Source organism: Rhizobium sp. BR 314, from assembly GCF_047445805.1.
Taxonomy (GTDB): domain Bacteria; phylum Pseudomonadota; class Alphaproteobacteria; order Rhizobiales; family Rhizobiaceae; genus Rhizobium; species Rhizobium lusitanum_B.
In genome coordinates this window covers 127,028-150,800 of sequence record NZ_JARWLA010000015.1, presented here as the reverse complement: position 1 = coordinate 150,800, position 23,773 = coordinate 127,028, and the positions used below count along the sequence as shown (strand labels likewise).

Genomic DNA, 23,773 nt, shown 5'->3' with positions numbered 1-23,773 from the left:
TGATGGAAGAGTGACAAGGGAGCGCGGCGAAGATTGAAGGGCTTAAACGTGGCTGGCAGATATGATGTGATCGTCCTCGGTGCGGGCGCTGCGGGGATGATGTGTGCCATCCGTGCCGGCCAGCGTGGGCGCTCTGTCGTCATGCTGGACCACGCCGGTGCGCCGGGCGAGAAGATCCGCATTTCAGGTGGCGGCCGCTGCAATTTCACCAACATCCACGCCGGCCCGAAGAACTTCCTGTCGGCAAATCCACACTTTGCCAAATCGGCGCTTGCCCGCTTCACGCCGCAGGACTTCATCGCCCTGGTCGCGCGCCACGGTATTGCCTGGCATGAGAAAACGCTCGGTCAGCTTTTTTGCGACAACAGTGCAAAAGACATCATCCGCATGCTGACCGACGAGATGCGGGCAGCCGGTGTGCAGCTGCGATTGCGAATGGAGGTCGGCGATATCGAGCAGACCACCGCCGGCTATCGCGTCAGCACCTCCGAAGGGGTTTTCGAAGCGACTTCACTCGTCATCGCGACTGGCGGCAAGTCGATCCCCAAGATGGGCGCAACAGGCTTTGCCTATCGCATCGCCGAACAATTCGGATTGCCTGTCGTTGAAACCCGACCGGGCCTTGTGCCGCTGACGCTCGATCCTCAGTTGCTCCAGCTGATGTCGCCGCTGTCGGGCATTGCAGCCCCTGCCGAGCTTCGGCACGGCAAGACGGCGTTCCGCGAAGCGCTGCTCTTTACGCATCGCGGCCTCAGCGGCCCCGCGATCCTGCAGATCTCCTCCTATTGGCGCGAGGGCGAGGATATCACCGTCGTCATCGAACCCGATATCGATGTCTTCGGACTTCTCAAAAGGGCCAAACAGGCCAATGGCCGCCAGTCGGCGCAAACAGCCCTTGCCGAGATTTTGCCGAAACGCCTGGCGCAGCACTTCGTCGAGAGCGAAGGCGTGGCCGGCAATATGGCCGATCAATCCGACAAGCGCCTGCAGCAACTTGCGTCGGCCATTCAGTCCTGGTCCGTCAAGCCGTCCGGTTCGGAGGGTTACCGGACCGCAGAAGTAACCCTAGGCGGCATCGACACCGCCTCTCTCGATTCCCGCACGATGCAGGCGAAAACCGTTCCGGGCCTCTTTTTCATCGGCGAATGCGTCGACGTCACGGGTTGGCTTGGCGGCTACAACTTTCAATGGGCCTGGGCGTCCGGCCACGTTGCGGGCGAGGCGGTTTGAGTTTCCATTTCAAGGCGTTATCGCAACTGTGACAAAATGGAACACACCTCTGGTACTCGCGTTTTCCTTTCCTACATCTTTCGTGAATACATTGGCAGTTGCCGAAAGTACCTTTTGGCGGTTATCGTGTCAGTGCGAAAATGGGAATATACTCATGAACAGAACAAAGCGCCGTGCTCGCGCCATTGCAATCGCTCAGACCCGTGACAATGCCAAACTCGTGGCAGCAAGACTTTTGATGTTGGCGGCCGGCGTTACCGCTGCCTGCATCGCTCTGCTGGCCGTACGCGGCCTCTAACAGCGCCGCAGAAGACACCATGCAGCCGTCGCTCGGCGGCGGCTTTCCTCGGCTCGGAACACGGGTGGCACCAACCATTCGCGGTGTTTTTACCGACGATACAACCTGCGCCGGCCCCCTTATCTGAAAATTAATTAATCGCACCCACAATTCGCGACGATTTCATGGGGCGCTCTACTGCACGTTAGAGCCGAAGCAATGATTGCTTCCCGTTTTTTACTCGGGAACCCCGCCTGCGAATATTTCAAGAACGATGGTTATACATCCGGTCAGCGCCGAGGTGGCGCCGATGGGGAGCGGTGTGTGAGAGGTTAGGACCACAATGTTCATTGATAAGATACTATCGCGTTTCAAGATCAAGACGAAGGTTCTCATATTCGTCCTTCCATTCGTCATTAGCATTTCCGCCGTCGGCCTCACCGGACTTTATGCGTCCGGGCTTCTGCAGGGGCGGATGGAAATCTCCAACAGCGTGCTGCAATCGCTAACCGGCTTCAAGAACCTCTATGGTTCGATGGACGACTTCCTGCGCATCACCAATACGCAACAGCGCGATAAGCTCTATGGAGACATCAAGTCCCAGCAGGGCGTGCTCAATACGACGCTTGGCCAACTCGGCCAGGAAGCGGATGGCCGCGACAACCTGAATCAGGCGATCACCAAGACCGCCGACATGGCCAACCTCGTCGGCAGCTTGTGGACGCTGCACGAGCAGGAGCTCGCGCTTCGCAAGGTGATCGACGATGCACAGAAGGCGCTGATCAGCGCTCGCTTCAACGTCAATTTCAACAGCCAGCAGCTTGAGGATCAAGTACGGCAGGATCAAGCCGACGCGACCTCGACGCTGCGCTCTGCCGACCGCCTGCTGAAGGGCGGCGACCTGCTTGTCTCCGTGGCGGAAGATTTCAACAAGGCCGCGACGCCCGCCGACAAGATGAAGCTCCTCAAGGACCGGCTGACGGATCTGAACAAGGCGCAGCGCGCCATCGATCTCGCCCTGCCGCAAAACCAGAAGAGCGTCGTTCAGTCGCTGATTAGCACGATCAAGGATCTGACGGCTGCCACCGAAAGCGCCGATGTGCCGACCGACGACAGCGTCGCCAATGTCGGACGCCTCCTGTCGCGCTTCCGTCAGACCTCGACCTATACGCAGTTGACGGCGACGCAGATGATGCGTCAGGCGACCACGACCTTCGTATCGCTTGATGCCCGCGTGGCGCAAACGAACTCGATCCTCCAGGACACCCGCCGCCTGCAGGATTCGATCTATTCGCTGCAACTCGTCCTCGCCGAATTCAACGCCAATACGAATAAGGACAATCTTATTCGTCTGCGGCAGGAAATCTCCAAGCTCAACGGGGATATCGATACCCTCAACCAGAGTGCCCAGAGCATGGATTTTGCCGGCGATATCGATACAGCCATCCGCCCGGCGATCCAGTCGATGGACGGCGCAGCGGTGAAGCTCGTCGACATCATCACGCAGCGGATTGGCGAATACGCAGGTGCCCGCCAACAGCTCGATCAGGTCTGGGGCCAGCTCACCGCATTTGCCGAGACGCAGAAGCAGAGCGCCGGCACCGAACGCGATCAGGCGAACTACATCTCGATCCTGGCAACCGCTCTCGGTATCATTCTCTCGGTCGCCGGCGGCATTGCTTTGGTTCTGACCTTGCAGCGCCCGATCGGCCAGATCACCGCCGCCATGCGCCGGATCGCCGATGGTATGCTGGAGACCTCGATCTCCGGCGAGCAGCGTCACGACGAAATCGGCGACATGGCCCGTGCGCTTGGCATCTTCAAGGAAAATGCCATCTCCAAGATCCGCATCGAGGAGCAGAGCGACGAAGAGCGCGCCGCTGCCGAACACGAGCGTCAGCGCAACGACACGGAAAAGCGCGAGCTTGACCGGCAGATCGATTTCGCGGTCAGCGAGCTTGCCGCCGGTCTCGAACGCCTGGCCCAGGGCGATATCTCCGCCACCATCGAGACGCCCTTTATCGGCCGCCTCGAGCAGCTGCGTCAGGATTTCAACAGCTCGCTTGCTCGTCTGCAGGAAACGCTCAGCCAGGTGCGCAGCAATGTCGAGAGGATCCAGAGCAACGGCAACCAAATGGCCGCTTCCGCCGAGGATCTGTCGAAGCGCACCGAGCAGCAGGCGGCGTCGCTCGAACAGACTGCGGCCGCAGTCGATGAGATCACCGTCACGGTTCGCTCCTCCGCGGAGCGCGCCAAGGATGCTGACACCATCGTGCGCGAAGCCAAGCGCAGTGCCGATGATAGTTCCGTCGTGGTCGGCAACGCCATCGATGCGATGACGCGTATCGAAGACGCTTCCCACAAGATCGAGCAGATCATTGGCGTGATCGATGAGATCGCCTTCCAGACGAACCTGTTGGCGCTCAATGCCGGTATCGAAGCAGCCCGCGCAGGCGAGGCCGGCAAGGGCTTCGCCGTTGTCGCCATGGAGGTGCGTGAACTCGCGCAACGCTCCGCAGCCGCGGCGAAGGAGATCAAGGGGCTGATCAACAAGTCGACCCAGGAAGTCAACTCCGGCTCGCAGTTCGTGCAGGAAGCGGGTGCCGTGCTGGCGCAAATCAGCAGCCAGATCGTCACCATCAGCCAGCACGTGGAAGGCATTGCCCGTGCAAGCCACGACCAGGCGAGCGCGTTGCAGGAAGTCAACGCTTCGGTCAACCACATGGATCAGATGACCCAGCAGAACGCCGGCATGGTCGAGGAGACCACGGCGGCCAGCCGAGAACTGGCCAGCGAAGCCGACACACTGTTGCATCTCATCCAGCAGTTCAGGATCGAGGCCGGCTACGGCAGCGGCTATGCACGGCAGGAAGCTGCCTGATCGCAGCCAGTATCCTCGCAATCGTCACAGGCGGACCGGCGGACATCTCGCCGGTCCGCCTTTTTCATTGCTGCAACGAATGCACCCACGCCTGTGATCAGCCGTCCGGCCCAGACGACGAGGGCTGGAGGATCCATGCTGTAGTCGTGATAGAACAAGTCTTCATTCCTGCGCCACCGCTCTTCGCGGGCTTGGGTTTGCAATTCGATGGCCTTGGCCAAAGCGATGCTGTCCATCATGAGACATCTCCATGTTGTGAGGCATCCCTTCAACTACACACACGAATTTGCTTTATAAATAGCCGTTTTCGCCCTATGTTTTTCATTTATGAAAAACACCGGTTGGGATTCCTATCAACTTTTCCTCGACGTCGCCCGCGGCGGCGGGCTGACGGGTGCCGTCGCTTCAAGCGGTCTCAGCCCCGCGACCATCGGTCGGCGGATGCTGGAGCTAGAGGAGCAGATCGGCCGGCCGCTCTTCGAACGCAGTCAGGCCGGCTATACACTGACTGGCGACGGTCAGGCGCTGTTCGATCAGTTGCTGGAAATGGAGGCGGCCGCCCGCAAGGTGGATAGCTGGCAACGCGATGCGCAGGGCAGCGCGATCGTCCGCATCGCCGCCGGCACCTGGGTTGGATGGCTGCTCAGCCAGAATATGCCTTCCATCTGCTCGGAACGCGACGGGTTTCGCATCGATCTGCATCTGGGCGAACGCCGCGCGAGCTTGGCCCACCGCGAAAGCGATATCGGCATCCGCGCCTTCGAGCCCGAGGAGAGCAATCTTGCCGCCATCAAGACCGGTGATGTGGCCTATGCCGCCTACCAGGCGCGCAACATGCGCTTTGCCGGGCCTCAGCGCTGGATCGCCGTTGCGGAGGAAGAGGCGATTTCGGCCTATCTGCGCTGGCCCTATCAGAACAATCGGGAGGGGATCGCCTTCACAGTGAGCCGGCCGCGTTCGATGTACGACCTCGTCCTGGCCGGATCGGGTATTGCCGTTTTGCCCTGCTTCGTCGGGGATCAGGAGCCGAGGCTGGAACGGGCCGGCGAGGAGATCGCTTCGTTGCGTCACCGGCAATGGATCATCATGAACAATGCGGATCGTCATCGCCGCGAAATCCGCACTGTCGTCGATCGCATGGCCCGACTGCTGAAAAGCCATTCGGAGTTGTTTGCCGGCAAGCGTCCGACCTACGCTTGAGGCTCGGTTGAGCAACCATTCGCAGTTCCTACGACGCTGACCGGCAAATCCGCGAAAGAGGAAGGGGTCATGCTTTTCCCCTTGTCGCCTTCCGATTTCCTTTCTAGTCTAACGGGAAAAACAGAGGGTTGGGTGTCGCCACGATACCCGTGAACGTATCAGGAGAGATTATGAAGTCCATGTTCGCTAGGCTTGCAGCAACGGCTTTCACGGTCGTTTCGCTGGCAACCGCCGCTCAGGCAGAAGACAAGGTCGTCAATATCTACAACTGGTCGGATTATATCGATGACTCGATCCTGTCCGATTTCACCAAAGAAACCGGTATCAAGGTCGTCTACGATACCTTCGATCAGAACGAGACGGTGGAAACCAAGCTTCTCGCCGGCAAGACCGGTTATGACATCGTCGTCCCGACGGCCTATTTCCTCCAGCGCCAGATCAAGGCGGGGGTCTTCCAGAAGCTCGACAAGTCCAAGCTGCCGAACATCACCAACATGTGGGACACGGTGCAGCAGCGCATCGCCACCTACGATCCCGGCAACCAGTACGCGATCGACTATATGTGGGGCACCAGCGGCGTTGGCTACAATGTCGACAAGGTGAAGCAGATCCTCGGCTCCGACGAAGCGCCCGATATCGACATCGTTTTCGATCCGAAGCTCGCTGCCAACTTCAAGGATTGCGGCATCTATATGCTGGACTCACCGACCGACGTCATTCCGGCCGCTTTGCGCTATCTGGGTCTTGATCCGAATTCGACCAAGCAGGAAGACTTCAAGAAGGCCGAAGATCTCTTGACGGCGGTCCGCCCCTTCGTCCGTAAGTTCCATTCCTCGGAATATATCAATGCGCTTGCCAACGGCGATATCTGCGTCGCCTTCGGCTATTCCGGCGATGTGCTGCAGGCACGCAACCGCGCTGCGGAAGCGAAGAACGGCGTGAAGATCAGCTATTCGATCCCCAAGAAGGGCGCGCAGATGTGGTTCGACGTCATGGCGATCCCGGCCGATGCGCCGCACGTCGCTGAAGCGCATGCCTTTCTCAACTATATCATGAAGCCGGAAGTCATCGCCAAGGCCAGCAACTTCACGGCCTATGCCAACGGCAACAAAGCATCGCAGCAATTCGTGAGCAAGGATGTGCTGGAGGATCCCGCCGTCTACCCGACCGATGCGGTCCGCGAGAAACTGTTCACCCTCACGCCTTGGGACTCCAAAACACAGCGCGTGGCAACGCGCTTGTGGACAAAGGTCACCACAGGCCAATAATTCGAAGCGGCCCGGACGGCAACGTCCGGGCCTTTCCTTAAGAGGATAGTTTGAGAATCGCGAGCGCTCCGAGAACGGGAGGAGGCGCGCTGAAACATATTCGGGAAAAGAGTGCAGCGGCTGTCCATCCGGAATGCACAAACAAACAAGAAGAATGGGCGTTTCCGTGCCTCGATGGAAGGTGGAAATGCCCTCGGAAAGCCCGTTGAGGGCGTCCATTTGGGGATAGATGATGAAGTCACTCGGCAATATCCGGCGTTCCTTTGCTCCTTGGACCGATCCTTCGGCCAAGCCGTACATTTCCTTCAAGAACGTGACGAAGAAGTTCGGCGATTTCACCGCCGTCGACGACCTCTCCCTGGATATCTACAATCGTGAATTCTTCGCACTCCTCGGTGCATCGGGCTGCGGCAAGTCAACGCTGCTGCGCATGCTGGCAGGTTTTGAGCAGCCAACGATGGGTGAAATCGTGCTCGACGGCCAGAACCTTGCCGGCACGCCGCCTTATCGCCGCCCCGTCAACATGATGTTCCAGTCCTATGCGCTGTTTCCGCATATGTCGGTGGAAAAGAATATCGCCTTCGGCCTCAGGCAGGATGGCATGCCGAAGGCGGAAATCGACGATCGCGTCGCGCAGATGCTGAAGCTCGTCAAGCTCGAGCAATTTGCCAGGCGCAAGCCCAACCAGCTTTCCGGCGGTCAGCGCCAGCGCGTGGCGCTTGCCCGCTCTCTTGCCAAACAGCCCAAGGTGCTGCTGCTCGACGAACCGCTCGGCGCACTCGACAAGAAGCTGCGCGAAGAGACGCAATTCGAGCTGATGGATCTGCAGCAGAGCCTCGGCCTCACCTTCGTCGTCGTCACCCACGATCAGGAGGAGGCGATGACCATGGCGGACCGTATCGCGGTCATGAGCCATGGCAAGGTGGTGCAGGTGGCGACGCCTGCCGAGATTTACGAAGCGCCCAATTGCCGGTTCGTCGCCGACTTCATCGGTGATGTGAACATACTCGACGGCAATGTGACCTCCGCGCACACCGGCATCGTCGAAATCGTTGTCGATTCAGCCTTTACCCTGCGTGCAGCGACCAGCGGTGTCCCGAGCGAGGGAAGCCGCGCCAGCATCGCAATCCGGCCGGAGAAGCTGCGGGTAACGCCGCGCCCACCCGCCAATGCCTCCGTCAATGCTGCCGAAGGTGAAATCTGGGATATCGCCTATCTCGGCGACATGACCGTCTTCCATGTGAAGCTGAAGAGCGGGCAAGTGCTCAAGGCCTCGTCGCTGAATGCCGTTCGCGCCGTGGAGGAACCCTTTGCCTACGATCAGAATGTCTGGGTATCCTTCGACGAAAATGCCGGCGTGCTGCTGAAGGACTGACTATGAAAGCGCTCGGCTCTTCCATCTATCAGCGCCTGGTCATCATCGTTCCCTATGCCTGGTTGCTGATCTTCTTTCTGACACCCTTTCTCATCGTCTTCCGCATCTCGCTGTCGATGAAGGCGCTGTCCGTGCCTCCTTACGATCCGTCATTCGCCTGGGCCGACAGTTTCAGCGACTGGTGGGATAAGCTGCAGGCCATGTCGTTCGACAACTATGTGTGGTTGACGGGCGACCCGCTCTATATGAACGCCTACCTGCAGAGCCTGCAGATCGCCGGCATTTCGACCCTATTGACGCTGATCATCGCCTATCCCATCGCCTACGGCATGGCGCAGGCACCGCGGACGATCCGGCCGACGCTGCTGATGCTGGTCATCCTGCCCTTCTGGACGAGCTTCCTCATCCGCGTCTATTCCTGGATGTCGATCCTCAGCACGACCGGCCTCCTGAACCAGCTGTTGATGGCGCTCGGCATCATCCATGAGCCGCTCGTCATCCTCAACACCAATACCGCCGTCTACATCGGCATGGTCTATTCCTATCTGCCCTTCATGGTGCTGCCGCTTTATTCCGCGCTAGAAAAGATGGACGGCACGCTCATCGAGGCAGCGCAGGATCTCGGCTGCACGCCGATCGGCGCCTTCTGGCGCGTCACCTTTCCGCTTTCGCTTCCCGGCGTCATCGCCGGTTGCATGCTGGTCTTCATTCCGGCTGTCGGCGAGTTCGTCATTCCCGACCTGCTCGGCGGCTCGGAAACCCTGATGATCGGCAAGGTGCTCTGGACCGAATTCTACAGCAACACCGACTGGCCACTGGCCTCGGCGGTGGCGACCATCCTACTGCTGGTGCTGGTGGTGCCGATCGTCTTCTTCCAGCATTTTCAGGCCAAGGCCGACGAGAAGGGGAGATAATCGATGATCCGCTGGTCTCGTTTCAACATTGTTTCCGTCACGCTCGGTCTGGCCTTCCTCTATCTGCCGATCCTGCTGCTGGTCATCTATTCCTTCAACGCCTCTCGCCTGGTTACGGTCTGGGGCGGCTTCTCGACGCAGTGGTACGTGCACCTCTTCAGCAACGACACGATGCTGAGCGCCGCCTGGCTGACCGTGCGTATCGCGCTCCTGTCGGCGACGATCGCCACCGTGCTCGGCACGCTCGCGGCGCTGACGCTGGTGCGCTACACGCGCTTCCGCGGCCGCATCCTGTTTTCCGGCATGATCTATGCGCCGCTGGTCATGCCTGACGTCATCACCGGCCTGTCGCTGCTGCTGCTCTTTGTCACGTCGGGGGTCGATCGCGGTTTCTGGACGATCGTGATGGCGCATACGACGCTGACCATGTGTTTCGTCGCCGTTGTCGTGCAATCGCGTCTGCTGACCTTCGATCGCTCGATCGAGGAGGCGGCGATGGACCTCGGCGCGTCACCCGTGCGTACCTTCTTCGAGGTGACGCTGCCGATCATCGCGCCGGCAGTGTTTTCGGGCTGGGTTCTGGCGCTCACGCTTTCGCTAGATGATCTGGTCATCGCCACCTTCTCATCCGGCGCCGGCGCCAAGACGCTGCCGATGCTGATCTACAGCCAGGTCAAACTCGGTGTGACGCCTGAGATCAATGCCGTCTGCACCATTCTGATCGGCGTCGTCGCCACCGGCGTCATCTGCGCTTCGATTGGAACGAAGCGCCGCGAGGTTCAGCGCCAAAGAGACGAACAGGCCGCCGCCGCCGGTCGATGACCGGCGGTCTTCCCAACGAGGTTGATGCAGAAACTATTGCTGCGAGGGCTGTTGCGGCTTTTGCAGCAGCGTCGTCACCGGGGAAACCACCGGGTTCGGCCAGCTACCGCCGAGGAAAAAGGGCAGCATCGGCAACTCATCAGCATCGGTCGGCAAGGTGGCCTCGAGCGCACCCGACAAGGCCAGCCCATTCGTCCGGAACGGAACGACGCCGTTCAAGCTGATGGTTTCGTTGCGGCCGGTAATGGTCGCGTCCTGCACTTCTGCAGAACCTTTGGCAAAGGTCGCGTCGACATTGATGCTGTCGAAGTCGAAGGCTGCGTCGGCAACCTCGCCGAGGCGGAAGAAGGCCTTGTCGCTAGCCAGAGATCTGAACGATGAGAGGTCGAGTTGGCGGAAGGATCCTGCCGATGAGGTGAAGTGCATCTGCCCGGCAACGTCGCTCAATGTGGCGACCCAGATCGGCTTGGTGGTGCTGAGCGCGAGATCCAGGGATCCGGATGTGGTAAACGGCAGCGGTCCCGGCAGCTTGAGCCGGGTGAAGAGCCCGCCGAAATCGGCGTTGCGGATCGATATCTGCAGCTTACCGCCGCCGTCGAAATCGCCGGGAGCGACCTCCAGATGCGCTGTCAACGATCCACCCTCGAAGCCGCTGTCGCCGATATCGAACTTCGCCTTGCCGCCCGCCACCAGCAGGCTTGCGCCGATATTGTCGAACTGGAATGGACCGAGCGCGGCCTTGTTGGAAGATAGCCGCATATCCAGGTCGAGGCGCTGCAGCGGATTGCCGTTCAGAAGTGCATTGATGGCGGTCTCTGCGGCAAGGCGCATCGAGAAGGCGGCCAGGAACGGATTGAGGTTCATCTGGTCGAAGGCAAGCGTGCCTGAGATCTTGGGCTTTCCGGCCGTCGTGTAGCTCATGTCCATGACGCCGGAGGCGGCCGAGTCATTAACCTTGAAGTTGAGATTGTTGAAGCGCAGGCTCTTGTCGACAGCCGCCACATCGGCATTGAGCGAGACGTTCTTGAGAGCGTCGGCCGCAGGCAGGCGCTGGCCGCTCCATGCCAGGAAAGAGGGCACATTCGGTACATTGAGGTCCAGATTACCCGAGAGCGTCGAAAAGTCCGCCAGGCTGATGATCCCGTTGTAGGCCCAGCTGATCACTGGTGAAGAGAAACTTGTCTTGGCATTGACGCTCTTGCCGGCAAAGAACAGCAGCGGTTGCTCGGAATCGAAGTTGAGCTTGATGTCCTGATCGTTGAAGCGCGCTAGGACGACGGCGGTCATTCGTTGCGAGAGCCGCGGCCAGGAAATGTCGGCATTGACGCCGGTCATCTTGTAAACATTGCCGCTGCGATCATCCGCCATCTCGACGCTGCCGTCCTCGATGGTCAGCATGCCGATGGCGGCATCCTGATCCTTTCGCATCGGCACGGTCTGATCCGAGGACGTCTCCGCCTGTTCGATCGCCTTAGATAGGCGGCCTTCATTGGTCCAGTCGATCAGGCCGTTTTCGTCGCGGCGGATGTAGATGACGGGGCGGAGGAAATGAAACTCGTGAAAATGCGCATGCCCGCGGATTGCAGGCAGCAGCGAGAAATCCGCGGAAAGACTATCGACATGGCCGAGTACCTTGCCGTTCTTTGCCGGTTCGCGAATGGTGACCTGGTTGAGCGTTATGCGCGGCGTCGGCCAGAAATCGAGCGTCGGGTCGCCTTCGATCTGCGCTCTGTATCCCGTCCAGTCCGAGAGTGCCTTCTCGATGCCGGAACGGACAAGTCCGCTGGAGATCAGGAAGGGTGCGGTAGCCCTGAAGACGGCAAAGACGATGAGGAGGGTCAGAAGAACGATGCCGGTGGTTCGGACAAACGCAGGCAACCATCGCGAGACCGATCGCATCGTCAACCACCACTTATTGTTTCGCGACGTTCTCATATCCCGTGGAAACTCTCAACCTGATTGGGATGATCTGCCTATGCTTGCCGGATATAGGAAATGTCTCGCCGATGCAAACATCACGCACCGGAATGGCCTGCGATAGCATGACTTTATAATGCGCTGCAGCATTGCTATATAGAGTAAAACGGGGGAGAGAAATATGCAGGATCAGCCGCCGCTCTGGACGCCTTCGGAAATATCCCGACGCCAAAGCCCCATGTTTGCCTTTATGCAGGAATGCAACCGCCGCTTTGGCCTATCTCTGGAAGACTTCTATGGTCTTCACGCCTGGTCGATTGCCGAACGGGGAGACTTCTGGACGGCGGTCTGGGATTTTTGCGGCATCAAGGGAGAACGCGGCGAGCGGGCGCTGATCAATGACGACCTCATGCTGGAGGCCCGCTTCTTTCCCGACGCGCAGCTGAATTTCGCCGAGAACCTGCTCTCGCGAAGCGGTGAGGGCGACGCGCTGGTTTTCTGGGGCGAGGATAAGGTTCGCGATCGCTGGTCCTGGGATCGGTTGACCGCGATGGTATCGCGGCTGCAACAGGCCTATCGCGCGCTCGGCGTCGGCAAGGGCGATCGTGTCGCGGCGATGATGCCGAACTTGCCTGAAACCATTGCCTGCATGCTGGCGGCCGTCTCGATCGGCGCGATCTGGTCCTCATGTTCTCCGGATTTTGGCGAGCAGGGCGTTATGGATCGCTTCGGGCAGATCGAGCCGAAGCTGTTCATCGCCTGCAGCGGCTATTGGTATAGCGGCAAGCTGCAGGATGTGACGGCGAAGGTGAGCGCGATATCGGAGCGGCTGAAGGTGCAGACCCTGGTCGTGCCTTATGCCGGCAGCGCCGATGCCGTGGTGGTGGCAACGCCCGGCGCAAAGACACTGGACGACTTCATCGCGCCCTTCGAGGCGAAAGCTGTTGAATTCGTCGCCGTGCCGTTCTCCCATCCGCTGTTCATCCTGTTTTCCTCCGGCACGACGGGCGTTCCCAAATGCATCGTACATTCGACGGGTGGCGCGCTGCTTCAGCTGATCAAGGAACATCGCCTGCATTGCGGCGTCGTACCCGGTGAAAAGGTCTTCTACTTCACCACCTGTGGCTGGATGATGTGGAACTGGCTGGTGACCGGCCTTGCCGCCGGCGCGACGCTTTGCCTCTATGACGGATCGCCCTTCGCGCCCAGCGGCAATATTCTGTTCGATTATGCGCAGGAAGAGAAATTCGCGCTGTTCGGCACTTCGGCTAAATATATCGATGCCGTGCACAAGAGCGGCCTGACGCCGAAGACCTCGCATGATCTTACGAGCCTGCGGCTGATGACCTCCACCGGCTCGCCGCTGTCGCCCGAGGGCTTCACCTTTGTCTATGAAGGCATCAAGGACGATATCCAGCTCGCTTCGATCTCGGGCGGCACCGACATCGTCTCGTGCTTCGTGCTGGGCAACCCGCTGCAGCCGGTCTGGCGTGGCGAAATCCAGGGACCGGGCCTCGGCCTCGCCGTCGATGTCTGGAACGATGAGGGCAAGCCGGTGCGCGGCGAGAAGGGTGAGCTTGTCTGCACCAAGGCCTTCCCCTCCATGCCGATCATGTTCTGGAACGATCCCGAACGCGCCAAATATCGCGCCGCCTATTTCGAGCGCTTTGACAATATCTGGTGCCACGGCGACTTCGCTGAATGGACCGTTCATGGCGGCCTCGTCATTCACGGCCGCTCGGACGCGACGCTCAATCCCGGTGGCGTGCGCATCGGCACGGCCGAGATATACAATCAGGTCGAGCAGATCCCCGAAGTTCTGGAGGCGCTGTGCATCGGCCAGGATTGGGATGACGATGTCCGCGTCGTGCTGTTCGTCCGGCTCGCTTCCGGCGCAGCGCTGACGGAGGATCTGGTCAAGACGATGAAGACCCGCATTCGTACCGGCGCTTCGCCGCGCCACGTCCCGGCCAAGATCGTCGCCGTTGCCGACATCCCGCGCACGAAATCCGGCAAGATCGTCGAGCTTGCAGTACGCGATATCGTGCATGGTCGCCCCGTCAAGAACAAGGAAGCGCTCGCCAATCCGGAGGCGCTGGATCTCTTTGTAGGGCTGGAAGAGCTCAAAAGTTAAGGCAGACCTAAAAACTGAGGGGCAAACGATGACTATCCTTCGGTAACCTCGCGTTAAGAAAGCTTGGTCAAACGTAAAGGACAACTTGAGACCGTTCGCATACGTCAGCAGCGGATTGGAGCTTATCCCGGCTCCCGAAACATGAAGTTCACCGACTCGAGCTTTCTTTTGACAGCACCATTCTCAAAGGCAGCGCGTTCGCTGCCTTTTTTTCGTTAGATTGCACGCAAATACGCGGCCGCTCTGTACATTGGGCCGCCGACCAAGTATGTGCAGGCTTGAAGAAGAGGCCTGCGACGTGCGGGCCACGATGATCGCCGCCTTCTGGCAGGCGAAGAATTCCGAAAGACAGATGATGACTGAATTCGAAGGCATCGTTCCTGCGATTGCCCAGGCTTTGGCGAAGCGCGGTTATGAAACGCTGACGCCGGTGCAGAAAGCCATGCTCGATCCCGGCCTTGCCGGCAAGGATGCCCTGGTCTCGGCGCAGACCGGCTCCGGCAAGACGGTTGCCTTCGGCCTGGCGCTGGCGCCCGGCCTGCTTGATGGCGCAGACCGCTTCGGCCCCGCCGGTGCGCCGCTGGCACTGGCGATTGCGCCGACCCGCGAACTGGCGCTGCAGGTGCAGCGCGAGCTGGAGTGGCTCTACGGTCTGACCGGCGCGACGATCGCGTCCTGCGTCGGCGGCATGGACATGCGCACCGAGCGGCGCACGCTCGAGCGCGGCGCCCATATTGTCGTCGGCACCCCCGGCCGTCTCTGCGATCACATCCGCCGCAATTCGCTCGATATCTCGCAACTGCGCGCCGTCGTGCTCGACGAGGCCGACGAGATGCTCGACCTCGGCTTCCGCGAAGATCTGGAATTCATTCTGGAAGCCTCGCCCTCCGAGCGCCGCACCTTGATGTTCTCCGCGACCGTGCCGCGTTCCATTGCCAAGCTTGCCGAAAACTACCAGCGCGATGCCGTTCGCATCGCCACCGCCTCTGAGGCCAAGCAGCATGTCGATATCGAATACCGCGCGCTGACCGTGGTGCCGAGCGACAAGGAAAACGCCATCATCAACGTGCTGCGCTACTATGAGGCGCGCAACGCCATCGTCTTCTGCTCGACGCGTGCGGCCGTCAATCACTTGACGGCGCGGTTCAACAATCGCGGCTTTGCCGTCGTCGCGCTCTCGGGCGAGCTCAGCCAGAACGAGCGCACGCACGCGCTGCAGGCCATGCGCGACGGCCGTGCCCGCGTCTGCATCGCAACGGATGTCGCCGCCCGCGGTATCGACCTGCCGGGTCTGGAGCTGGTCGTCCATGCCGACCTGCCGACCAATCCGGAAACGCTGCTGCATCGCAGCGGCCGTACGGGCCGCGCCGGAAACAAAGGCGTCAGCGCCATGATCGTGCCGCTCAGCGCCCGCCGCCGCACCGAGCGCCTGCTGGAGGCAGCCCGCATCCGCGCCACCTGGGCAAAGCCGCCTTCGGCTGACGAGGTGAGCGAGCGTGACGACGAGCGTCTTCTCGCCGATCCGGTCTTCACCGCCGCGCTTGCCGAAGACGAAAAGTCCATCGTCCAACAACTGCTGGAGCGCCATGGCGCCGAGCAGGTCGCGGCCGCTTTCCTGCGGCAGTACCGCGCCGGCCATTCCGCACCGGAAGAATTGCAGGATGTCCCGGCCGAAGGCGAGCGCAGAAAGCCCCGCCGGGATGATTTCCAGGTCACCCCCCGCGATGATGGTCCATCTGGCGGGCGGAACGATTTCACCGACGGCGTCTGGGTGTCGCTCTCCGTAGGACGCAAGCAGAATGCCGAACCGCGCTGGCTGATCCCCATGCTCTGCCGCAACGGCAACCTGACCAAGCGCGACATCGGCGCCATCAAGATGCAGCCGGAAGAAACCTTCGTCGAGCTTTCCCCGGACGGCATCGAGCGCTTCCTTTCGGCCATCGGCCCGGACAAGACGCTGGAGCGCGGCATCCGCGTCAAGCCGCTCGCTGGCATGCCGGATTTCTCGCAGGCGCGGCGGGAAGGGGCCTTCGAGAAGAAGAAGCCCTTCGCCGACAAGGGCGCCCGTGGCCAAGACGGCGGCAAGCCAAAGTGGAAGTCGGACCGTAAGCCGGAGCGGGCACATGCCGGGGAAGGCAACGTCTCCGAACGTTCCGACAAGAAGCCCTGGGCAAAGAAATCCGGCAAGCCGAACTTCGCCAAGAATGACGGCCCTCCCAAGGGCGGCAAGCCGAACTCGCGGTCGGCCCGCAAGGCTGCGAAGTCGCGAGGCGAATGAGCTCGGCGCCGCGCTCGCAAGCGGGCGCGGCTGATGATCCGATCGGTTGAGAAATCACTCCTTGCGCCAGGCGCAGGACGCATACCCGTCGACTCCGGGATTTGGAACCTGCGATGCGCAAGCATTTGCGATTGCAGGGCCGCAAAAGTGATGCATAAATCAGGATCGGAATCGGGCGCACGCCATCGATATTCAACATGCGCGCCGGAATAGGGACTTCACATGATCGTTCGTTCCTGGCGGGCCATTGCCGGCTCTGATGAGGTGCTGGCAGCCTATGCCCGGCACCTAGAGACGACCACCTTCGTGGAAATGGCTGAGCTTCCCGGCCATCTCGGTGCGACATTGGCCCGCAAGGTGCGCGGTGAAAACAACGAGCTTGTGGTCATGAGCTTTTGGGCCGACATGGCTGCCGCCGGCCATTTCGGCAAGGGTGATTTCGACGATGCGGTGGTGAAGCCGAGCACGCAGAAGCTTCTGCGCTCCTTCGACTTGAAGGTCGAGTATTTCGAGACCGTGGTTTCAACCGGGATTGTCGCCGGCCATGATCGCCCGGCACGCGGCGAGTAAAAGGTGCAGAACAGCGCCATCAAAGTTACCTACACCGAAGACATCGTACGCGATGCTGTCCGGACTTTTGTTTGGAGGCGCGGCATTTTAGGGCAGAAACGTCTTTGGGTGGCAGAGGTGGTAATGATCGCCCTGCTACTGTGGAATGGCGATCGCGGATGGGTAGCGGCCATCATGTTCGTTATCATCCTTCTTCCGCCGGCCATGATTGCAGTGATGTGGGTTGCTCATCATCGTAATACCGTGGGAAAGTTCCACAGGATGCGCACCCCTCGCGCCGAGTTGACATTTCGTGACGAAGGACTGGATGTCGTGTCCGATCTCGGGTTGGCGACGATCCATTGGTCGACGATCACGGAGATATGGGAACGTCCGGCCTACTGGATGATATTCATCGGGCCGAACCAGTTCTTCACGCTGCCGCTGGAAACCCTCTCACCGGCTGACCGGGATTTTCTAAGGTCGAAAGTAGCCTGCGGATCCTGACGGGGTATCTGTATCGTTTCATTCGGCAAAGAGGTTCGCGGCCATATAATCCACAAAGGCGCGAACCTTCGGGGATAGATACCGATTGGTGGGCCAGAGCACGCGAAAGGTTCCCGTGTCGGCCAGATGATTACCCAACAGCGAAATCAGTTTTCCCTCCGCGATCTCGGATGCCACGGCAAATGGAGGCAGGCAGGCAATCCCGAATGAGCGTTCCGCGAGATAGATCAGCGGCTCCAGCGTGCTGGCAACCGTCGTCACCGGCAGGTCGAGCTTCATCTCACCTTCGCCGCGGATCAAAGGCCAAGGTTCGAGCTTTCCTGAATTTGCAAAGCGATGGTGAAGGCAGCGATGCCGGAGTAGATCCTCCGGCATCTTCGGGTGACCATAGGCCTGCAGATAGTCCGGCGAGGCGACGATCCTATGCTTGAAGGTGCCGAGCTTGCGGCTCATCAGCCGCGTGTCCCTGACCTCTCCGGTTCGAATGACGGCATCGAACCCTTCCTCGATGACGTCGACCAACCGATCGGTAAAGTCGAGATCGAGATTGATTTCCGGATATGCGGTCATGAAGGCCGACAATGTCGGCATCAGCAGCATGCCGGCCAAAGGAAGGCTCACGCGCAACTGCCCGCGTGGCACCGTCTGCGAGCTGGATAGTCTGGACTGCGCCTCCTCATATTCCGATTGAATGCGCCGGCAAGCCTCCAGAAAGAAGCTGCCTTCTTCCGTCAGCGCCATGCTGCGGGTCGAGCGATTGAACAATCGCACGCCGAGCTCATCTTCGAGCCTGCCAATGGCCTTGCCGACCGCAGAGCCCGAAATGCCGAGGCGATGGCCCGCGGCAACGAAACTTCCGACTTCGGCGACCTGGATGAAAATGCCGAGCGTTCCGAGCTTGTCCATGATGCCCTATTGCGGAACTTTTGTCCGATATGTTGAGAATACAGGCTCCTTTATCCGCTATCTCGCGCCGGATATCCAGATGCCGCCGCGGCTGAACAGCCCGAGCTTCAGATGGAGACAATCATGGAAACGAAACACATCGCCAGCTTTGCGGGCTCTCCCGCTCCCACGACCTTTATCGTCAACGTCATCCACGTTCACCCCGGAAAGCAGGAGGAGGCCTTCGCCATCATTCAGGATGTCGTGCACTATGTCGCCGAGCGAAAGGAAGGCTTCCTCTGGAGCAGCCTTGCAAAAAGCTCAGATGGTCAGACCGTCGTCAACATCGAGGCGATCCAGGATGCCGGCAATGTCGGCGAGTTCTTCTCCGATCCGCATTTCGTCGAAAAATTCCGGAAGCTAGATACCGTCTCGAAGAGCGAGTTTCACACCTATACGGTCGGCGACCTGGTGCTACCCAGGCGCGCCTAAACAGGATGGCCGGCATAGCCTCTGAGAGGACAATGCGGGCCGACAGACGTTCGATGGGGATCCTGCTCCCCGTCGGACTGAATGGCGTGTGGACCTGGCGGCTTCGCTGTAGATCCAGCGGAGGCCCTTCTCGCAGGACATTGCCTGGGAAGGGGCACCATTTGCAGACACTTCGCCGATATAGCAGAATACCATCTTCGAATAGGTAGGGGATTGGACGTCGGATTTATGCTGATCGGCTCATGTCATTGCGGCAAGGCGAGTTGGACCCTGACTGGCGATCCCGGCTCGATCACGGCTTGCAACTGCACGCTCTGCCGGCGTTACGGCGCTCTGTGGGCCTATGACTATGAAGGGGAGCGGATTTCGCTGAGCGGGCCGACTGCGTCCTACACGCGCGCCGAAGAGAAGGATCCCTCTCTTGAGATCTTGTTCTGCCCGACCTGCGCCTGCGTCCTGAGCTGGCGCGGTATGCGGCTGCAAATGGATGGCCGTCGGCGCATGGCGGTCAATCTGCGGCTTGCGTCGCCGGATCTCGTCGTCGACCTGCCCATCGATCACTTCGACGGATTGGACACATTTGAAGATCTTCCTTCCGATGGAAAATGCGTGCGCGATCTCTGGTTCTGACGGTAGAGGCGTCGAGTGAATGCACGGCAGCAGAGGCTGCCGCGATAGGCTTCCCTTAGTTTGCCAGCACCCGCGGCGAAGGGAAGGTGACTTCCACCAGCGTTCCCTCGTTTGGCGAGGAGTTGATCGAGAAGGTCGCGCGGTTTGCGTCGACCATCGCCTTTGTCAGCGGTAGGCCGAGGCCGGTGCCGTCGCCGCGCTTGTGGGAATTCGTCGAAACCTGCCGGAAGGGTTTCATCGCTTGCTCAAGTTCCGAGCGCGTCATGCCGACGCCCGTATCCCGGATACGCAGCACGACGCTGCCATTGTTTTCATAGGATGTGGAAACAACGATCTGGCCACCCGACGGCGTAAAGCGGATGGCGTTCGACAGGATGTTGAGAGCGATCTGTTTGATCGAGCGCAGGTCGGCGACGACATTCGGCACGGCCTGCGACAGCGCGGTGCGGATAAGCACACGCTGACTGTTGGCCTGCGGCTGCACGAGCGACACCGCTTCCGCAATTGCCTCGTTGAGGCCGACGGATGCAAAATCGAGATCCATCTCACCAGCTTCGATCTTGGAGATATCGAGCAGGTCGTTGACGATGTCGAGCACATGCCTGCCGGAGCGGCCGATGTCGGTTGCATATTCGACATAGCGCGAATGGCCGATCGGCCCGAAGCGCTCGCCGGCCATCATGTCGGAGAACCCGATGATGGCGTTGAGCGGCGTGCGGATCTCGTGACTGACGCGCGCAAGAAAATCCGTCTTGTGGGCATTGGCGGTTTCCGCCGCGCGCTTGGCGTTACGCAGCTCTTCTTCGGTGCGCTTCCACTGTGTGATGTCGCGGATGACGGCGCAATAGCCATTCGAAGAGTTGAGTCGGCCCATGGTCATGAACAGCGGCACGAAACCGCCGGACGCCTCGCGACCGATCACTTCGCGGCCGTCGTTGAGCACACTGGCAACGCCATGGCCGGCGAGGCCGCCGAGATAATCGAGTACTGCCTTCTGGCTCTCATGCGCAAACAACATGACGAAGGGTTTGCCGCGAATTTCCTGGTCATCATAGTTGAACAGCGCGCTTGCCGAGCGGTTCATCGAGCGGATCTCGCCGTCCTGGCCGACGATGATCACTCCGTCAGTCGCCGTCTCAAGCGTCGAGCGCAGTTCTTCGATCTCCACCTGCAGCTTGGCTACTTTTTCGAGGATGCGTTCAGGCTTGGCTTCCTCGGAAACAGGCTGCGGTGGCGGAGCAGGCTGCTCGCTCTTTTCTACCGGCATCAAGGCCAGCATAAGGGCGGTGCCGTCTTCCCAGCGGATCGATTGCAGCCGCGCCGTGACAGGCACGAGCGCATCATCGGCACGCACCACCATTATCGTGCCCGGTTGCTCGGTCTTACCTTCCAGATCATTACGCTGCAGCAGCGCATCCAGCCCGCCGACCTGCTCTAGATCCGTCAGGTTCTCATAGCCCGTCAGCCGCAGGAATTCGGGATTGCCGTGGATCAGCCGGTCGCCGGCGTGAACGAGGACAGCAAGCGGCAACTGGTCGACGATATCGGACGATAGCCCCGAGCGCATCTTAACGCGCGGCGGAATGGCGGTGTTCAGCACGTCGATTGGATCGAAATCCTCTTCCGGCTCGGCGGAGGCATCCGCCGCTGCGGGGTGAGTTCCGGCACTCACGACGTCTTCGCCGGCCGTTTCATGCGCCTCGGAAGGTTCGGCAACAGGCTCGGAGGAGGAAGTCTCGATCGCCGAGTCCATCCTATCCAGCTGGGCGATAGCCTCTTCGCTTGCGATTGCCGTTTCGCTACCATCGGAGAGAAGCTCATCGGCCGCATTTGCCTGCGGGGCGATATCGCTGTTATTCTCGCCCGGTTCGATCGGCTGCTGTTCTGCAGGGGTCTCGGTGCGCTTGCCGAAGGGTTCGAGCTGTCGGGCAATCTCGCGGAATGCTGCCTGTTCGCTCAGCGAAAGGCTTGCCTGCGCCTGCGTCCGGTGTTCGTGCAGACGGATGATCTTGTCGGTCTGACGGCGGTTCGGCGTCTCGACAATTCGCAAGGCGGGCGGCTCTGCATTCACGACAGGATCGCTATCCGTAATTGTCTGCTCGGTATTTGCGCTGGCAGCGGCGGCGTCTTCCTGTTCGGGAGCCGGTTGCTCGCGTGCGGTTGTCGCGGCGTCGGTGTCCTGATGCGCAGCCTCGGGCTCGACGGCCAGGTTTTCCTCGCCATCCAGCGCCATGCCGTGCTTCAACGGATCTTCGATGGCGTCAGCCAGGCGAACGACGCCGAAGCCTCTGAAGCCGTCGAATTCGCGGCTGCGGGTATAGGTTGGTAGGGCAGCCAGATCGACCGGTACCGTCAGGCTCGTGCCCTCCACCGGCCAGTAGATGGTTCGGCCCGACCACGTGTCGCGGCGTGCCAGCAGTTCAGCGATCTTGCCATCCGGGTCGAGGTTGAAACGGGCGGCGACCTCGGTGAAGGCTTGCCCTGCGATTTTCGCAGCATGCGGTCCTACGGCATCGGCGAACTCGCGGGAAACCTCGCTGAAACGGCCTGCGGCATCGATCTTCCACACGAAGCGCGTGGCCCGGCCATTGCGCTTGAAGACGAATCCATCGGCAGTGCCGTCATCGGCCGATGAGGCTTCGGGCGGGGCTGGCTCGGGAACGGTTTCCGTGCCGGCATCGGCGGCGTGCGTTTCGTCCAGGGTTGGGGCTTCTGTGTGCGGTTCCGGAGCGGGCGCGCTCGTCTCGACCGCATCCTCGCCATGACCGTCCACCACAACCGGCATGGACAAGGGCTCGCCGACGTCGCCTGTCACCGGCGCCACGTCCTGCTCTTCGTCTACGCGATATTCCGGTGTTTCATCCAGCTCCTCGATATGGGCGACGGCATCGATGACGTCRCCAAAGGGCGCTGCAATCTCGGGCTTCGGCGCTTCGTCGGCTGTCGCTGCCTCGAGTTCCGCACGGGTTTCTTCAGCCACCGGTTCGGTCGCGGCAGGTGCTACCTGGCTGGCAGGACCCTCCGTCGGATCGAGATGGCCAAGGACCGTCTCGACGACGAAAAGCAGATGCAGCGCCGGGATTTCCGATAGCTTGCCGATGGCGGCAGGCAGATAGCCGCGGCCGGTGGGGATCGGCCGCTTGATCAGCCGGTCCGACTGGGCGCCGGCCATGGTCGTCAGCATGCGCGCCGTCTGTGGTGTGATGTCGAGCATGCGGAAACGCTCGGATGCGGCGACGATTTCACCATCGCGGCCGATGACGGCCATATGAGTATCGGGGGCGTCGAAACCGTCGATCATGCGCCTGGCGCATTCCGATAAAGCCATCGGCTTGGACGAAACCGGCGATGAGAACAGGATCGCCTCTTCTCCGTGCTGGATGCGGATAAGCTCGACCGCTGCGTTCACCACCGAACGCTGGAAGCCGGACGCCATGCGGATGAGAAATGTGCGCTGCTCTCCGACGGTGTTGAGGGCGCGTGCCGTTGCCTCGATCTGGCGGAAGGAAACATCGCCGGACTTCGGTCCTTGGTCGAGAAAATCATAAATGACGTCGTAGCCGAACAGGTTGGCGCCAGCGCCGTTCGCCCAAAGCACGCGGTCCATCCCGGCCGAAAACATGACCATGGCCTCGCCACGGGCAAAGCGTTCCCGAACGCGCGGATGCACGGCAATGTCAATGAACGGATATTGAATTGCGGGCATATTCCAACCTGTTTTGCGGGCGTGACCGCCTCTCGTGTTTAACGGTTTATTAATAACCGCGACCCGCATTCGGGTCCAGCAAAGGCCCGATCTTTCGGCCGGAAAGGTTAACGTGTTGTGCGGTGCAAAAAATATGTTGCACTGCACAAATCTTTATATTATATAAGCCTCACACAGGTTCACGAAGGGCGCCTCCGAGAGGGCCCACATAGGAGCGTAATCATGGCTACTGTAAAGAAAGACGACGTTTTTTCAACGGCTGCATTCGATCCGTCCAAGTTCTCCGAATCCTTCCGCGATTTCGCCGAAAAGGGCGCTGCCCAGTCGAAGGAAGCCTTCGCCAAGCTGAAGACCGCCACCGAGGAAGCCGGCAAGACGGTTGAAGCAACTGTCCAGACCGCACAGGCTGGCTCGGTTGAAATCGGCCTCAAGGCAATTGACGTTCTGCGCACCAATGCCGAAAGCTCGCTGGCGCACATGGAAGCCCTGCTTCGCGTCAAGTCGGTCGCCGAACTCTTCGAACTTCAGACCGCTTTCATCCGCAAGCAGGCCGAAGTCACCGTAGAGCAGGCCAAGTCCATTCAGGAAACCACCAAGAAGGTTGCTGAAAAGCTGGCAAAGCCGGCCAAGGACGCCGCTGAAAAGGCAATGTCCTCCTTCAAGGCCTAATTGCTTTCCATAAGCCTCCCAAGGCATGAACGTCCCGCC

General features: G+C 60.3%; 19 protein-coding genes. 15 read left to right on the top strand and 4 right to left on the bottom strand.

Annotated features, from left to right (window positions below):
- Window positions 1-48: 48 nt before the first annotated feature.
- The 3 genes from QD461_RS19770 (at window position 49) to QD461_RS19760 (ending at window position 4,388) form a co-directional block, all read left to right on the top strand.
- Complete coding sequence (locus QD461_RS19770) at window positions 49-1,230, top strand: NAD(P)/FAD-dependent oxidoreductase (protein WP_414089269.1); 1,182 nt, start codon at window positions 49-51, stop codon at window positions 1,228-1,230.
- 154 nt (window positions 1,231-1,384) lie between these two features.
- Window positions 1,385-1,528 (top strand): hypothetical protein, encoded by a 144-nt coding sequence (locus QD461_RS19765; protein ID WP_414089268.1) that lies wholly within the window; start codon window positions 1,385-1,387, stop codon window positions 1,526-1,528.
- A 322-nt stretch (window positions 1,529-1,850) separates the two neighbouring features.
- The gene (locus QD461_RS19760) at window positions 1,851-4,388 is read left to right on the top strand and encodes a methyl-accepting chemotaxis protein (protein ID WP_414089267.1); all 2,538 of its coding nucleotides are present in this window, start codon (window positions 1,851-1,853) and stop codon (window positions 4,386-4,388) included.
- Here QD461_RS19760 and QD461_RS19755 read toward each other — a convergent pair.
- Complete coding sequence (locus QD461_RS19755) at window positions 4,364-4,627, bottom strand: hypothetical protein (protein ID WP_414089266.1); 264 nt, start codon at window positions 4,625-4,627, stop codon at window positions 4,364-4,366. The genes QD461_RS19760 and QD461_RS19755 overlap by 25 nt on opposite strands.
- An 88-nt stretch (window positions 4,628-4,715) precedes the next feature.
- Between QD461_RS19755 and QD461_RS19750 the strand changes: the two genes are divergently transcribed.
- From QD461_RS19750 to QD461_RS19730, 5 genes are all read left to right on the top strand, one after another.
- Entirely contained in the window at window positions 4,716-5,588 is an 873-nt protein-coding gene (locus tag QD461_RS19750; protein ID WP_414089265.1) for a LysR family transcriptional regulator, read from the top strand.
- Between the two features lie 170 nt (window positions 5,589-5,758).
- Window positions 5,759-6,856: a polyamine ABC transporter substrate-binding protein gene (locus QD461_RS19745; protein WP_414089264.1), complete on the top strand. Its 1,098-nt coding sequence runs from the start codon at window positions 5,759-5,761 to the stop codon at window positions 6,854-6,856.
- Window positions 6,857-7,088: 232 nt separating this feature from the next.
- Window positions 7,089-8,231, top strand: coding sequence for an ABC transporter ATP-binding protein (locus QD461_RS19740; protein WP_414089289.1), 1,143 nt, complete (start codon window positions 7,089-7,091; stop codon window positions 8,229-8,231).
- A 2-nt stretch (window positions 8,232-8,233) separates the two neighbouring features.
- Window positions 8,234-9,145 (top strand): ABC transporter permease subunit, encoded by a 912-nt coding sequence (locus tag QD461_RS19735; protein ID WP_414089263.1) that lies wholly within the window; start codon window positions 8,234-8,236, stop codon window positions 9,143-9,145.
- A 3-nt stretch (window positions 9,146-9,148) separates the two neighbouring features.
- Window positions 9,149-9,967 carry an ABC transporter permease subunit gene (locus QD461_RS19730; protein WP_414089262.1) on the top strand — a complete coding sequence of 273 codons (819 nt, stop codon included), beginning with the start codon at window positions 9,149-9,151 and terminating at the stop codon, window positions 9,965-9,967.
- Between the two features lie 33 nt (window positions 9,968-10,000).
- Here the strand turns inward: QD461_RS19730 and QD461_RS19725 are convergent, their stop codons facing one another.
- A complete protein-coding gene (locus QD461_RS19725; protein ID WP_414089261.1) occupies window positions 10,001-11,902 on the bottom strand; it encodes an AsmA family protein in 1,902 nt (633 codons plus the stop codon).
- 163 nt (window positions 11,903-12,065) lie between these two features.
- On the opposite strand from QD461_RS19725, the gene QD461_RS19720 reads away from it, so the two are divergent.
- The 4 genes from QD461_RS19720 to QD461_RS19705 all read left to right on the top strand — a co-directional run bounded on the left by QD461_RS19720 (window position 12,066) and on the right by QD461_RS19705 (window position 17,352).
- Entirely contained in the window at window positions 12,066-14,018 is a 1,953-nt protein-coding gene (locus tag QD461_RS19720) for an acetoacetate--CoA ligase (RefSeq protein WP_414089260.1), read from the top strand.
- Window positions 14,019-14,373: 355 nt separating this feature from the next.
- A complete protein-coding gene (locus QD461_RS19715; RefSeq protein ID WP_414089288.1) occupies window positions 14,374-16,296 on the top strand; it encodes a DEAD/DEAH box helicase in 1,923 nt (640 codons plus the stop codon).
- A gap of 222 nt (window positions 16,297-16,518) precedes the next feature.
- Entirely contained in the window at window positions 16,519-16,866 is a 348-nt protein-coding gene (locus tag QD461_RS19710; RefSeq protein ID WP_414089259.1) for an antibiotic biosynthesis monooxygenase, read from the top strand.
- A gap of 3 nt (window positions 16,867-16,869) precedes the next feature.
- Window positions 16,870-17,352 (top strand): YcxB family protein, encoded by a 483-nt coding sequence (locus QD461_RS19705; RefSeq protein ID WP_414089258.1) that lies wholly within the window; start codon window positions 16,870-16,872, stop codon window positions 17,350-17,352.
- An 18-nt stretch (window positions 17,353-17,370) separates the two neighbouring features.
- Here QD461_RS19705 and QD461_RS19700 read toward each other — a convergent pair whose 3' ends face one another.
- Window positions 17,371-18,258: a LysR family transcriptional regulator gene (locus QD461_RS19700; protein ID WP_414089257.1), complete on the bottom strand. Its 888-nt coding sequence runs from the start codon at window positions 18,256-18,258 to the stop codon at window positions 17,371-17,373.
- A 123-nt stretch (window positions 18,259-18,381) separates the two neighbouring features.
- Between QD461_RS19700 and QD461_RS19695 the strand changes: the two genes are divergently transcribed.
- Together QD461_RS19695 and QD461_RS19690 are read left to right on the top strand one after the other, a co-directional pair.
- On the top strand, window positions 18,382-18,729 hold the full coding sequence (locus tag QD461_RS19695; protein ID WP_414089256.1) for an antibiotic biosynthesis monooxygenase: 348 nt from the start codon (window positions 18,382-18,384) through the stop codon (window positions 18,727-18,729).
- A gap of 228 nt (window positions 18,730-18,957) precedes the next feature.
- Window positions 18,958-19,359 (top strand): GFA family protein, encoded by a 402-nt coding sequence (locus tag QD461_RS19690; RefSeq protein ID WP_414089287.1) that lies wholly within the window; start codon window positions 18,958-18,960, stop codon window positions 19,357-19,359.
- 55 nt (window positions 19,360-19,414) lie between these two features.
- On the opposite strand, the gene QD461_RS19685 is transcribed toward QD461_RS19690, so the two are convergent.
- Window positions 19,415-23,065, bottom strand: a complete 3,651-nt coding sequence (locus QD461_RS19685) for an ATP-binding protein (protein WP_414089255.1) — start codon at window positions 23,063-23,065, stop codon at window positions 19,415-19,417.
- 222 nt (window positions 23,066-23,287) lie between these two features.
- Between QD461_RS19685 and QD461_RS19680 the strand changes: the two genes are divergently transcribed.
- A complete protein-coding gene (locus QD461_RS19680) occupies window positions 23,288-23,734 on the top strand; it encodes a phasin (RefSeq protein WP_004109539.1) in 447 nt (148 codons plus the stop codon).
- Window positions 23,735-23,773 lie beyond the last annotated feature (39 nt).

Coding starts and splice junctions, on each gene's coding strand:
- QD461_RS19680 (WP_004109539.1), top strand. CDS start 23,288: ATGGCTACTGTAAAGAAAGACGACGTTTTTTCAACGGCTGCATTCGAT.
- QD461_RS19710 (WP_414089259.1), top strand. CDS start 16,519: ATGATCGTTCGTTCCTGGCGGGCCATTGCCGGCTCTGATGAGGTGCTG.
- QD461_RS19700 (WP_414089257.1), bottom strand. CDS start 18,258: ATGGACAAGCTCGGAACGCTCGGCATTTTCATCCAGGTCGCCGAAGTC.
- QD461_RS19730 (WP_414089262.1), top strand. CDS start 9,149: ATGATCCGCTGGTCTCGTTTCAACATTGTTTCCGTCACGCTCGGTCTG.
- QD461_RS19745 (WP_414089264.1), top strand. CDS start 5,759: ATGAAGTCCATGTTCGCTAGGCTTGCAGCAACGGCTTTCACGGTCGTT.
- QD461_RS19690 (WP_414089287.1), top strand. CDS start 18,958: ATGCTGATCGGCTCATGTCATTGCGGCAAGGCGAGTTGGACCCTGACT.
- QD461_RS19765 (WP_414089268.1), top strand. CDS start 1,385: ATGAACAGAACAAAGCGCCGTGCTCGCGCCATTGCAATCGCTCAGACC.
- QD461_RS19740 (WP_414089289.1), top strand. CDS start 7,089: ATGAAGTCACTCGGCAATATCCGGCGTTCCTTTGCTCCTTGGACCGAT.
- QD461_RS19735 (WP_414089263.1), top strand. CDS start 8,234: ATGAAAGCGCTCGGCTCTTCCATCTATCAGCGCCTGGTCATCATCGTT.
- QD461_RS19720 (WP_414089260.1), top strand. CDS start 12,066: ATGCAGGATCAGCCGCCGCTCTGGACGCCTTCGGAAATATCCCGACGC.
- QD461_RS19750 (WP_414089265.1), top strand. CDS start 4,716: ATGAAAAACACCGGTTGGGATTCCTATCAACTTTTCCTCGACGTCGCC.
- QD461_RS19715 (WP_414089288.1), top strand. CDS start 14,374: ATGACTGAATTCGAAGGCATCGTTCCTGCGATTGCCCAGGCTTTGGCG.
- QD461_RS19725 (WP_414089261.1), bottom strand. CDS start 11,902: ATGAGAACGTCGCGAAACAATAAGTGGTGGTTGACGATGCGATCGGTC.
- QD461_RS19760 (WP_414089267.1), top strand. CDS start 1,851: ATGTTCATTGATAAGATACTATCGCGTTTCAAGATCAAGACGAAGGTT.
- QD461_RS19755 (WP_414089266.1), bottom strand. CDS start 4,627: ATGATGGACAGCATCGCTTTGGCCAAGGCCATCGAATTGCAAACCCAA.
- QD461_RS19695 (WP_414089256.1), top strand. CDS start 18,382: ATGGAAACGAAACACATCGCCAGCTTTGCGGGCTCTCCCGCTCCCACG.